The organism is Ureibacillus yapensis (genome assembly GCF_003515775.1).
Classification (GTDB): Bacteria; Bacillota; Bacilli; order Bacillales_A; family Planococcaceae; genus Ureibacillus; species Ureibacillus yapensis.
Window position 1 is genome coordinate 16,592 of the sequence record NZ_QWEI01000013.1, and the last position, 13,445, is coordinate 30,036.

Below are 13,445 nucleotides of genomic sequence, written 5' to 3' on the forward strand. Positions count from 1 at the left end.
TACTTTTGATTTTGAATAGAATTAAAAATTTGGAGGTAGACAAAATGGCAAAAGATATTAAGTTCTCTGAAGAAGCACGTTCTTTAATGCTTCAAGGTGTAGATAAATTAGCGGATGCAGTAAAAGTAACATTAGGGCCAAAAGGACGCAACGTCGTATTGGAGAAAAAATTCGGTTCTCCTTTAATCACAAATGATGGTGTAACAATCGCGAAAGAAATCGAATTGGAAAACCCATACGAAAACATGGGTGCAAAATTAGTAGCAGAAGTTGCTTCCAAAACAAACGAAATCGCTGGTGATGGTACAACAACTGCAACGGTATTGGCACAAGCAATGATTCGCGAAGGTCTTAAAAACGTAACTGCCGGAGCGAACCCAGTGGGAATCCGCAGAGGGATCGACAAAGCGGTAGCTGCAGCTTTGGGAGAATTACAATCGATTTCACGCCCGGTAGAAAACAAAGAATCAATCGCTCAAGTTGCCGCTATTTCTGCTGCAGATGAAGAAGTGGGCGATTTTATCGCGGACGCTATGGAACGCGTTGGCACTGATGGTGTTATCACAATCGAAGAATCAAAAGGTTTCACTACTGAATTGGACGTAGTAGAAGGTATGCAATTCGACCGTGGATATGTTTCCCACTACATGGTAACAGATACTGACAAAATGGAAGCTGTATTAGACAACCCTTATATCTTAGTAACGGATAAAAAGATTTCAAACATTCAAGAAATCTTGCCATTGCTTGAACAAGTGGTTCAACAAAGCCGTCCGCTATTAATCATTGCGGAAGATATTGAAGGGGAAGCTCTTACAACATTAATCTTGAACAAATTACGCGGTACATTCAATGTTGTAGCTGTTAAAGCGCCAGGCTTCGGTGACCGCCGTAAAGCGATGCTTGAAGATATTGCTGTATTAACTGGTGGCCAAGTCATTACTTCAGACCTTGGTTTGGAATTAAAAACAGCGGATGTATCTTCATTAGGCCGTGCTGGTAAAGTTGTTGTTTCAAAAGACAACACGACAATCGTTGAAGGTGCAGGAAACAGCGAAGAAATCGAAGTTCGCGTGAACCAAATCCGTTCTCAAATTGCAGAAACGACTTCTGAGTTTGATAAAGAAAAATTACAAGAACGCCTTGCGAAGTTAGCAGGCGGTGTAGCAGTAATCAAAGTTGGTGCTGCAACTGAAACTGAATTAAAAGAACGCAAACTTCGCATCGAAGACGCATTGAACTCAACACGCGCTGCTGTTGAAGAAGGAATTGTATCCGGTGGTGGTACGGCGCTTCTAAACGTATATGGTGCAGTTGAAAAAATTCTAGAAGAAGTAGAAGGCGACGTAGCTACTGGTGTACGCATCGTATTGCGTGCTCTTGAAGAACCAGTTCGTCAAATTGCTAACAATGCTGGTCTTGAAGGTTCAATTATCGTAGACCGTTTAAAACGCGAAGAAATTGGCGTAGGTTACAACGCTGCAAATGGCGAATGGGTAAACATGATTGAAGCAGGTGTTGTAGACCCAGCGAAAGTAACGCGTTCAGCACTTCAAAACGCTGCATCTGTAGCTGCATTATTCTTAACAACTGAAGCAGTAGTAGCAGACATCCCAGAACCAGCTGGAGCAGGCGGCGGAATGCCTGACATGGGCGGAATGGGCGGCATGATGTAATAAAGCCGTCAATCCCTTGATATATAAGGGTTTGTATGTAAGGTGAAAGTGATTTGCTAACATTTTGCTAACATAGAGGATAATTTTAGAGGCTTCTCATGAGTTGTGAAAACTTTTGGGAAGCTTCTTTTTTCATTTCTTTTGTAACGTGGAGATAGACATTCTTGGTGATTTGATCATCTGAATGACCAAGTCTATCCATAATTTGTTCTAGTGCTACACCAGCTTCTGCAAGAAGTGATGTATGTGTATGTCGTAAAGAGTGTGGGGTTAATTCAGTGTTTAAATTTGCCAGTGTTAGCAGTCTTGCCATTCTTAGTTGTACCATTTTGATAACAATCGGATAACCCGGCTGTCGTTCAGTTTTTGCAAAGATGAAGTCCTGATTGTTGTAATCATTACCAAATTGCTGAATGATTTTCTCTTGCTCTTCATTGTGCATTTTTAAAGCTTGAATCACATCTTCATCCACAACAACTTTTCGTCGGGATTTTTTCGTTTTAGGCGTTACTAAAAGAAATTTTACCGTATTATTGTTGGGATTATAATACGTTTTTGTAATACTGATTGTCTGATTCACAAAATCAATATCTTTCCACTTGAGTGCAACGAGTTCTCCAACCCTAATACCTGTCTTGCCTGATTATAAAAGGAGAGATGTTATTGAAAAAAATTAGTTTAATTTTGTTTTTGACACTTATATCAATTGGATTACTTAGTTGTCAACAAAACAGTGTATCGACTAACATCGAGAACAATTCTTTAACTATCGGAATGATAGTTGCAAAGGAAGAAGCAAGAATACTAGTTGTTGCTGGGGCAACACCGGAGGATATAACCAATTTAACTACACAAGAAATTATTAAAAAATATGAAGATGGGGCTTGGTTTACAATTAACCAAGAAGAACTGGGTCAAGACCTTAAAGTAGGTATGAAAGTTAATGTATGGTATGACACAATGGATTCTTCATTGCCTGGTTCTGGCAATGTAACAAAAATAGAGATACTCTAAGTTTTATTTTCCATCCATTTTTTCCAGATTGTGAAGATTTACATTTAAACTAAATGAGGCTTTAGTAAACAAGCAAAAAGTAGTAAACACTATCTTGATCTTCAACAATCGGGCGCAATTCTTGAAAAAGAATTGTGCCTTCTTCGATTTTAGGGCTAGATTCGTTATATTTATGGCTTTGAAAAGGGTAAAAGATCTAATGTTGTTTGAAGTAACATCATAAGGGGAAAATGTATCAGAGGTTAATTTGTGACAGCTTACAAAGTGTGTAAAAAGCATTTCTTAACTTTTTATTCTTTGGCATTAAAAATAAGATAGGAGATGATTTTGATGAGAAATCCACATCTAACAGATCCACGCAAGAAATTTTATACAGCAAAATTCCCCGATCAAGAGCAGAACACTCCAGCGCTAGAGAATGAAATGCACCCTGAACCTGACTGCGGGGAAGAATCATATAAAGGATACAATCGACTGGAGGGGCGCAATGCCTTAATTACCGGTGGCGATTCTGGAATTGGGCGTGCCGCCGCCATTGCCTATGCGCGGGAAGGGGCAAATGTGGCTATCCAATTCTTCCCTGGTGAAGAAGAAGATGCAAACGAAGTCAAAGAACTAATTGAAAAAGCGGGCAGAAAAGCGTTGTTGCTGCCATATGACTTGCGGGAAGATGGCGCAGCGACAGAGATTGTTGCAAAAACTGTGGAAGCTTTTGGCTTTTTAGACACGCTAGTATTGAATGCTGCGCAACAAATTGCACAGCCGACTCCTAGTGATTTAACAATCAACCAAGTGCAGGATACCTTCAAAGTAAATGTCATTAGCATGTTTGAGACCGTAAAAGCTGCCGAAGAACATTTGGAACCGGGAAGTGCAATAATTACTACCACATCGGTTCAATCTTTCAATCCATCCACATTTTTAATGGATTATGCCGCTACAAAAGGTGCAATAAGCAACTTTACGATCAACCTCTCCTCATACTTTGCTTCTAAGGGGGTGCGTGTTAACGGGGTTGCGCCAGGACCAATTTGGACACCTTTGCAGTTAGATAACGGACAATTGGATGGACAAATCCCTGAGTTTGGCCAAAACTCTCCTCTTGGCCGTGCGGGACAGCCAGTAGAGCTTGCGCCGGTGTATGTTCTTCTAGCCTCTGATGAAGGGAGCTATATCACGGGTCAGATTTATGGGGTGACAGGTGGAGAGTCAATCGACTTGTAATCTAAAGTGAGACTCAGGTTCTCACTCGCATCATGTTAATGAAAAACCCAATAAATTTTAATTTGCCTGCTGCAGTTAGTGACTAGTATCCAAATGCAGCAGGCTTCTAATTGCTTTTCATTAATAATAGTTTTCAACAATCGGGCGCGATTGTTGAATAAGCGTCTTTATTCTTCCTCTAGGGGAGTTGAATTTTACAATAAGTGATGCAAAAAATTCATCAAGTTGTTTATAATAGTGATACACAAAGTTATGACGGGTGGTTTTTAGGGGGTAGCCTAAAATGCCACTCCTTAAAATCCTTTGATATATGGGGGTTTTTAGTGGAAGAATGATAAATGTTCATACTTTTGCAGTAAGCAAAATATGCTCACTTTTTTCACAAAAACCATCTTATCAGAGAAGGTCTTTCGTCAGTTTAATGAACTGATGGGAGGCCTTTTCTTCCATTTTGGCGGTCATCCAAGCGTTAAATATTCATTATTGTATTTATGTCTGTAATGCCTTAACGCTGCTGAATCTCCTTTAATCCCACACCTCCTAGAATCTATTAAGCTATTTACCTCTATTTGATTCCCTTTTGTTATGGCATGGATCCGTTTATTTTGGCATTGGTAACGGTTTTCAATAATATATTTATTTTCCTCGATTGTTATTTTAGTTAGTGATATTATATGACCGTTTTTTGGGGTACTAGAGGAAATAGGCTGAGAATTTACCAAAATGAATTTAGAACCCTTCCATTTAGAATTTATGAAAATGAACTTTCCTGCTAAAAGACTTTCTCATTGAATATTAGATAATCTAAAAGGAGATTATATCCTGTGAAAATGGAAGCTTAAAAAGGATAATTATTTGTGAGATGTAGGATGAAAAGTACAACTAATATGACAATAAGCTATACAACTTGAATGGAGGAGAGAGTTTATGTTATATCCAACTGCTACGGAAAGCCGTGTTGTTGTAGATTTAAGTGGAGTTTGGAAATTTATGATTGATAAAGAAGTGGAACCAATTGAGGTGTCACAAGCACTGCCAACGAATCAAGTAATGGCTGTTCCTGCTTCATTTAATGATCAGACGGTGATAAAGGATATCCGCGAGCATAGCGGTTATATTTGGTATGAAAGAGAATTTAGTATTGCCAAAGCATTACGTAATGAAAGATTAGTCTTACGTTTTGGTTCTGCTACTCATGAAGCGTGGGTGTACTTAAACGGCAAAGAAATCACTTATCATAAAGGCGGATTCACTCCGTTTGAAGTAGAAATCAATGACTTTTTACTAGAAGGTGCAAACCGTTTAACGGTTCGTTTGAGCAATCTGTTGGATTATACGACTTTACCAGTTGGTAACTATAGTGAAAAGAAAGGTCAAAATGGCCGCATTATTCATAAAGTGGACGAAAATTTTGACTTCTTTAACTATGCTGGCTTGCATCGTCCAGTCAAAATTTATTCTACTCCGCGTGACTACATCGAGGATATTGTTATCGTACCTGAAGTAGATTTAGTGTCTAAAAAGGCGAATGTACAAATTTCTGTAAAAGCAACAGGAAATTTCGATGAAGTACGCATAACGATTTTTGACGAAAAAGGTCTGCAAGTGGCTCAAACTTCAGGTACAGATGTGAACGTGGCTATTGAAAATGTTCAGTTGTGGCAGCCACTGAACGCTTACCTTTATAAAGCAAAAGTGGAAGGCATGAAAAGTGGGGAAAGTATTGATGTTTATGAAGAGTCATTCGGTGTCCGCAAGGTTGAAGTAAAGAGCGGCAAATTTTTGATTAACGGTGAACCGTTCTATTTTAAAGGCTTTGGTAAACATGAAGATGCTTATGTGAACGGTCGTGGCTTGAACGAAGCTTATAATGTACTCGATATCAATTTGATGAAACAAATGGGGGCGAACTCATTCCGTACGTCTCACTATCCATATTCAGAAGAAATGATGCGTTTATGCGACCGTGAAGGAATTGTCGTGATTGATGAAACACCAGCCGTTGGATTGTTCGCCGCATTTAACTTCGATGTGTCTGCATTAGAAACGGGTGACCAAATAGAAGATGATACTTGGGAAAAAATGAACACGACTGAAGCTCACCAACAGGTTATCCGCGAATTAATTGATCGTGATAAAAACCATGCCTGCGTGGTAATGTGGTCGATTGCCAATGAGGCTGCGACTTTTGCACAAGGTTCTTATGAATATTTTGAACCTTTATTTAGTTTGACTCGTGAACTGGATCCGCAAAAACGTCCATGCACGTATGTAAATATTATGTTCGCAACGCCAAACGCTGACAAATGTACAGATTTAGTTGATGTCATTGCCTTAAACCGCTATTATGGCTGGTATGTACAAACAGGTGATTTAAAAACGGCAGAAGAAAAGACTCGTCAAGAACTTGTACAATGGCAAGAAAAATATCCAGATAAACCTATTATGTATACGGAATATGGTGCTGATACGGTAGCTGGATTTCATAGTGCATACGGTGAACCATTCTCTGAAGAATATCAAGAAGATTATTATCGCTTGAATAGTAAAGTATTTGATGAAATTCCTAACTTTGTCGGCGAGCAATTATGGAATTTTGCTGATTTCCAAACAAAGTTTGGCATTGTGCGTGTTCAAGGGAACAAAAAAGGCATTTTCACTAGAGAAAGAGAACCCAAAATGGTTGTACGTTATTTAAGCGATCGTTGGACCAACATTCCAAACCTTGGATATAAGAAATAATTGTCAACTACTGTAAAGATGCTCAAAAAGATGGAGATAGGGAATCCGTATATCTGCGCTTTTTTGTTATCTCCAGCATCAATTTTCATGAAAAGTTTAAGACCTAGTGAAATGGGTTACAGTAATTACATGAATTATCTTTGACCATTGTCAAAGGGGAGTAGCTTTGGAATGGATTTTTCTATTCTACAATAAAGTCGTCAATACGTGAACTACCATATCACCGGCTTTATTGGCAGGAAATTGCTAAGCGAGACCTTTGCCTTTTAGGCAACAGGTCTCGCTTTTTTATGGCTTTCCATCTATAAAGGTTTGAAGAGGAGCGATAAAATGGACTTTTACCAAAAGAGTATAGAAGAAGTACTAGAATCAGTTGACTCTGCGAAGGATGGTCTTACGCAAGAAGAGGCCAAAAGCCGCTTAGATAAAGATGGCTATAATGAAATCAAGGATAAAGAAAAAGTCCCGACATGGAAGCTGTTCCTGGAATCATTTAAAGATCCGATGGTCATTGTTCTTTTAATTGCTGCAGCTGTACAAGTTGTTCTAGGTGAAGTCGTAGAATCGTTGATCATTTTGCTTGTATTACTATTGAATGCCGTTATTTCTGTAGTACAAACAAAAAAAGCGGAAGGTTCATTGGAAGCATTAAAGAATATGTCGGCGCCTTCAGCGATAGTTATCCGAAATGGCACGAAACAGACCATACCGGCACGAGAACTTGTTCAAGGTGATATTGTTCTATTAGAAGCAGGAAATTATGTCCCTGCAGATGGGCGGATTCTAGAAAGTGCTTCTTTAAAGGTAAACGAAGGAATGTTGACCGGGGAATCAGAGTCTGTTGAAAAACATACGAAGCCGATTCCGGAAAAGGCAGCTTTAGGGGATCGGAAGAACATGCTATTCAGCGGTTCGGTTGTTGTTTATGGCCATGGTATGTTTGTTGTTACCGGTACATCGGAAAAAACCGAAATTGGTAAAATTGCCGATTTGCTGGCTACGGCAGAAGCAAAACAAACACCATTGCAGCGTAAACTGGATGCATTTAGTAAAAAATTAGGAATCGCTATTCTCATTCTATGTGTCTTCATCTTCGCGCTGCAAGCCGGTCGCATTTGGTTAGGAGATGATGTGGTAGACACAGGCACAGCCATGCTCGATGCGTTAATGTTTGCTGTAGCTGTAGCTGTAGCGGCAATTCCAGAAGCATTATCTGCCATTGTAACCATCGTTCTATCTGTAGGTACAAACAAAATGGCAAAACAAAACGCGATCATCCGAAAACTTCCTGCGGTTGAAACCTTAGGATCTGCCACTGTCATTGCGACAGATAAAACAGGTACCTTAACGCAAAACAAGATGACCGTTACGGATTATTATATTCCGGGTTCTGCTGGCAAAACGTTTGATCAGGATCCAAATCAATGGAATCTGTCACAACAAATGCTCGTAAACGTAGCAGCGTTATGCAATGATTCCTATATTAACAACGATGGCCAAGAAATCGGCGACCCTACAGAAGTCGCATTGATTCAATTCGCTAACAAAAATAATAAAGATTATGAGGAAATTCGTAAAACGTATTTACGTGAAGCGGAGCTGCCATTTGATTCCGACCGGAAATTGATGTCTACTGTCCATACAATCAATAACAAGCGGATGATGTTAACAAAAGGCGGCCCAGATGTTATGTTCGGCCGCGCTGATTATGTTTTGATTGACGGAAAAGAAGAGCCGCTAACAGAAGAAAGATTGGCGCAATTTGTGAAAGCAAATGAAGATTTCTCGAATCAAGCTTTACGCGTTTTGGCATACGGCTATCGAAAATTACCTCAAGATCAAACAACAATTGATGAAAATGATGAAAATCATCTTGTATTAGTCGGTCTGACTGCTATGATTGATCCTCCTCGTGAAGAAGTCTATGATGCTATTAAAGATGCAAAAAGTGCCGGGATTAAGACTGTCATGATTACCGGTGACCATAAGACGACCGCTCAAGCCATTGGACGCGATATCGGTATAATTGAGGACGGGGACTATGCTCTATCTGGGCAAGAATTAGATGCCATGACAGATGATGAGCTGGATGAAAAGCTGGAACATATTTCTGTTTATGCCCGAGTTTCACCGGAGAATAAGATTCGCATTGTCCGTGCATGGCAAAGAAAAGATAAAACTACGGCGATGACTGGTGATGGTGTAAATGATGCACCGGCATTAAAGCAAGCAGATATTGGTGTTGCGATGGGAAGCGGAACGGATGTTTCCAAAGATGCCGCAGCGATGATTTTAACAGATGATAATTTCGCATCCATCGTGAAGGCTGTAGGTGTGGGCAGAACTGTCTATGATAATATTAAAAAGGCAATAGGTTATTTGTTTGCAGGTAATTTAGGTGCAATCATTGCGATTCTTTATGCAGTGCTATTTAGTTTGCCAAATCCTTTCACCGCGATCCAGTTGCTATTTATCAACCTGGTAAATGACTCAATCCCTGCCATAGCACTGGGTACGGAAAAACAGGAACCAAATGTGATGAAGCGGAAACCGCGTGACCCCAATGAAGGACTTTTTGCTGGTGGTACCTTACAAGCTATTGTCGTTCGTGGTGCGTTGATTGGTATTGCCGTCATCATTTCTTTTTATATCGGTTTGGAACATTCAAATGAAATGGGAGTAGCGATGGCCTTTACGACTTTAATTTTATCAAGAACCCTGCAAACATTTGCTGCACGCTCCAATACACAAACAGCTATAGGTGCTGGCTTCTTCAGCAATAAGCAGGTAATCATCGCCGTATTATTAGGTTTTGTGTTTTACGGATTTACCGTATTGCCATTTACGCGAGAGATCTTTGGCATTCCTGCCGAATTTGGTTTTGGTGATTTCTTGGTTGCAGGTGGACTTGCACTAGCAGCAGTAATATTAATGGAGATCATTAAAATCATTCTTAAAGCATTGGACTCTGAATAATATATATAATGAAGGACTAGCAATAGGCTAACATAGTGGAATATCATGGAGGGAGGCTTCTCATTAGTTGTGCAAACTTTTGGGAAGCTTCTTTTTCCATTTCTTTTTGTTATGGCGGAGATAGACATTTTGATGATTTAATGAAGATTCCACGTGGATGTAGTGGCTTAGGCTTAGCAGAAATGCCACAAGGATGTGACGGTTTTAGTCCGATTTTCCGTTGCTTCGCTTCCAAACATTGATATAAAGGCATTAAAGGTCACGGGATAAATTCTCGTGACCTCTTTTTAATCTGCAAATTGTCGGGATTTGTAGATATTGTATTCTAAATATGCACGTGAGATTCAAATCATTCAGGAAGAAAACCTATTGAAGCATTAACGCGCCATTAGGTTCCGGCAACTCATCTTTCATAATTTGATTCATTTTGCAAAAATGTTCAAAAAAGTTATGTGCCAGTTCTTGTTCCTCTGTATCCTTCTTCAAAGAAACGATATCACGTAAAATTTGAGCCATCCAGACATTATCAAAATAACGGGATTTCCCTGTATTCCAAGTCATTTTGCCAGGAGTTTTTTCATTTAAATAATATTTCCAGAAAAGCATCTTATCCGATTCCTGTTCTGTAAGCTGCAGTCGGTATTCTGGATGGGCAGGAATATATCCATCTTCACAAAACTTACCGATAAAACCTTCGTTTACCATATAAGCACCCAAGATCCGTCTGTCTTTTTCAGGCATACCGGAATCCCTTGCTGTTAAAAGGCAAACACTATTTTGGTATAAACGGGAAGGCTTGTTTGGCTTTCCTTTGTTATTGCCGCTCTTTATTAACCCAGTAAAGACCTTCCATTCTGTAAAAGCCATACCCTGTTCTTCGGCGTCACACCAAAAAACCATTTGTGATTCAGGATGAAGTTTATGATTTTTCATAAGTTTTTCATGTTCTAAGCGAAGTTGCTGTTCTTTACGGTGTCGTTCCTTCTCTTCTTCCTTCTCCTGTTCGATCTTCTCACGTTCCAATTCCTTCTGCTGTATCACCTTCTCAAGTGAATTGGCAGCACTTTGGTCGTGCAGCTTTAGATGTTTTTCAAATGCATCGGGAAAAACAAACTTTTTATTTTCCGTAGCGAAATGTATTTCTATGAAAGACTCATTATGTTTAACAACACTGCCCTTGCCAAAACGCTTATGTGTTACTTCTTTATCAATTAGATTCATTATGTTTTCTCCTCCTTATAATCCTCAAACTTGGTGAATTCAGACTGCTGTTTTCACCATCTTTCTTGTTGGTTCTATGGGTAAGAAAATAAAAAAACGCATTCCTCTTCTATCTGCAAAAAATACATAAGAATTTGAAATACGATTTAAAAAGTTATTGTAAAAATATTGTAACATATTTTCAGAAAAATCGCAAATTCTTTATTGACAACCCACATTATGGTGGTGTAGAATTAAAATTTTTTATTTCCTCAGATTTTTTGTCCACATGTTAGAGTAATTGCATAGGCGGCAAGAACAACAGGAATTGGCCAATCTTTGCTTATATAGAGGCTTCTCATAGTTAGAAAACTTGGGAAGCCTCTTTTTTATCCTTTTTTCCTACTAGGAAGACATTATTAGGTGCTATTTGTTATTGCTGTAAAACTTTTATAGAAAATAGCGTTAAGGAAATCATGCAGAAAGCCGATAAAAAATAGGGCTTAGTATATAGATAGGAAGGAATAAAGATATGGTAAAAAAAGGTGATAAAATGAAGTCAAACTTGTTTTCTTTGATAAGAAAAAGTATTTCCACAAAAGTTGCTTTTGCTCTTTTTATAGCTATCATTGTTGTATTTTCAATTACCGGGTTTCTAATTAACTCTTATACGAAATCTTTATTAGTTGAAAGTGTAGAAGAAAATGTATCGACAAAGAGTGACGCGATTGCTGATCAAGTTAACAGTATGTTTGCAAATAAAGCAACAATTGTAAGGCAAATTGCAACAAACCAGGAAATTCTAAAATACTTGAATACAGCTGATTCAAGGGATGAAGCAACGGCAAATTCCTATTATATCGGGGTTTCAGAAGCTCTTGACGAAATTGTGAAAACAGACGAATCTGTTGCAATGGCCTGGGTTGCCAGCAATAAATCCAACTTTCTGGTTGGAAGCAATAACGTTGTATCGGATCCAAGCTTCGATATAAAAAGCAGACCTTGGTATGAACCAGCCTTAAATGAAGATGACGTATATTTTACTGAGCCCTATATGGATGAAGTATTTGGAAAAATAATTTTAAGTGCCATGAAACCAATTAAAGAGGATGGCAATACGATTGGCATCGTTGCAATCGATATATTTTTAGATGAACTGCCTGAATTGATGCAATCTTATAAAATGGGTGAAAACGGATACTCATTCCTGCTTTCCAACGATGGAACCATACTTTATCATCCAAACAGTGAGTTAATACTGGAACAAAAACTGCAATCGCTTTCTGGTGAAATAGGAAATGTGGGTCAGAAAATGGTTGAGGGTGAAAAGGGGCTTGAATTAGCGAAAGTAAATGATGGCTTAGAATATATCGGGTATTCACAAGTTCCAACAACTAATTGGTCAGTCGGAACATCTATCACACAAAAAGAAGCATTAAGCAGTCTTAATACTTTTACCTACATGATGAGTACATATTTTGCGATTGCCTGTCTTATTCTTATTGTCTTGGTATTCTTCATGTTAAAACATATGTTGAGAGAAATTCCACAAGTTACAAACATAATGGAGCAATTAGCTTTAGGTGATCTAAGCCAAAGAGAATTGCAATCAAACTCTAAAGATGAAATAGGGCAATTGGTAACCTCTGCAAACCAATTGAAAAAGAACTTGCGAGATATTGTAAGTCAAATCAATAGAGTTTCCAAAACTGTAAGCAGTCAAAGTGAAGAATTGACTCAATCCGCAAATGAAGTAAAGATTGGTTCGGAACAAGTAGCTTCTACTATTCAGGAATTAGCAGCTGGTTCTGAAACTCAGGCCAATAGCGCGAGTGATTTGTCATCAGGCATGAATAATTTTGCAGAAAAGGTTCAAGAAGCAAATGAAAATGGCAACCGTATTGAAACAAATTCAAAAGACATTTTAAACATGACGCAAGATGGGTCAGAGTTAATGAAAAATTCAATACTTCAAATGGGGAAAATTGATGAAATTGTTCGGGATTCCGTCAATAAAATTCAAGGGCTGGATAAGCAATCACAGGAAATTTCCAAATTGGTAACCGTGATCAAGGACGTTGCCGATCAAACCAATCTTCTAGCTTTAAATGCTGCAATCGAAGCGGCAAGGGCTGGAGAACATGGAAAAGGTTTCGCAGTAGTAGCAGATGAGGTAAAAAAACTTGCTGAACAAGTATCTGATTCTGTAACAAATATAACTGATATAGTAGGCAACATTCAAAAAGAATCGGGTCTTGTATCGGAATCGTTGCAAGGTGGATATAAGGAAGTGGAACAAGGAAAAGCACAGATTGAATCAACTGGCGAAACGTTCCATAGCATTAGTGAAGCTGTAACGGAAATGGTTAATAGTATTACAAGTATTGCTGAGAACTTAGATGAAATTGCGGCAAATGCACAGGAGATGAATGGAGCAATTCAAGAAATTGCTTCTGTTTCCGAAGAATCAGCCGCTGGTGTTGAACAAACATCTGCATCTTCTCAAGAAATAAGCAGCATTATGGAAGAAGTAGCCGGGAAATCGGTTCATCTAGCAAATTTAGCAGAAGAACTAAATGGATTAGTAAGACATTTTAAGCTATAGATAACCAG

At 38.7% G+C, this 13,445-nt stretch carries 8 protein-coding genes; 6 read left to right on the forward strand and 2 right to left on the reverse strand.

Annotation, left to right across the window (positions count from 1 at the left end; all coding sequences use genetic code 11):
- Nucleotides 1-44: 44 nt before the first annotated feature.
- The gene (groL, locus tag D1B33_RS16735; RefSeq protein WP_118877557.1) at nucleotides 45-1,676 is read left to right on the forward strand and encodes a chaperonin GroEL; all 1,632 of its coding nucleotides are present in this window, start codon (nucleotides 45-47) and stop codon (nucleotides 1,674-1,676) included.
- 85 nt (nucleotides 1,677-1,761) lie between these two features.
- Here groL and D1B33_RS16740 read toward each other — a convergent pair whose 3' ends face one another.
- A complete protein-coding gene (locus D1B33_RS16740; protein ID WP_233549518.1) occupies nucleotides 1,762-2,256 on the reverse strand; it encodes a site-specific integrase in 495 nt (164 codons plus the stop codon).
- Between the two features lie 83 nt (nucleotides 2,257-2,339).
- On the opposite strand from D1B33_RS16740, the gene D1B33_RS16745 reads away from it, so the two are divergent.
- The 4 genes from D1B33_RS16745 to D1B33_RS16760 all read left to right on the forward strand — a co-directional run bounded on the left by D1B33_RS16745 (nucleotide 2,340) and on the right by D1B33_RS16760 (nucleotide 9,632).
- Nucleotides 2,340-2,690 (forward strand): YobA family protein, encoded by a 351-nt coding sequence (locus D1B33_RS16745; protein WP_158583012.1) that lies wholly within the window; start codon nucleotides 2,340-2,342, stop codon nucleotides 2,688-2,690.
- 330 nt (nucleotides 2,691-3,020) lie between these two features.
- Nucleotides 3,021-3,914, forward strand: coding sequence for an SDR family oxidoreductase (locus D1B33_RS16750; protein WP_118877560.1), 894 nt, complete (start codon nucleotides 3,021-3,023; stop codon nucleotides 3,912-3,914).
- Nucleotides 3,915-4,841: 927 nt separating this feature from the next.
- Entirely contained in the window at nucleotides 4,842-6,656 is a 1,815-nt protein-coding gene (uidA, locus tag D1B33_RS16755; protein WP_118877561.1) for a beta-glucuronidase, read from the forward strand.
- Between the two features lie 330 nt (nucleotides 6,657-6,986).
- Nucleotides 6,987-9,632 (forward strand): cation-translocating P-type ATPase, encoded by a 2,646-nt coding sequence (locus tag D1B33_RS16760; protein ID WP_118877562.1) that lies wholly within the window; start codon nucleotides 6,987-6,989, stop codon nucleotides 9,630-9,632.
- A gap of 366 nt (nucleotides 9,633-9,998) precedes the next feature.
- On the opposite strand, the gene D1B33_RS16765 is transcribed toward D1B33_RS16760, so the two are convergent.
- A complete protein-coding gene (locus D1B33_RS16765) occupies nucleotides 9,999-10,853 on the reverse strand; it encodes a malate synthase (protein WP_118877563.1) in 855 nt (284 codons plus the stop codon).
- A 511-nt stretch (nucleotides 10,854-11,364) separates the two neighbouring features.
- On the opposite strand from D1B33_RS16765, the gene D1B33_RS16770 reads away from it, so the two are divergent.
- The gene (locus D1B33_RS16770; protein WP_118877564.1) at nucleotides 11,365-13,437 is read left to right on the forward strand and encodes a methyl-accepting chemotaxis protein; all 2,073 of its coding nucleotides are present in this window, start codon (nucleotides 11,365-11,367) and stop codon (nucleotides 13,435-13,437) included.
- Nucleotides 13,438-13,445 lie beyond the last annotated feature (8 nt).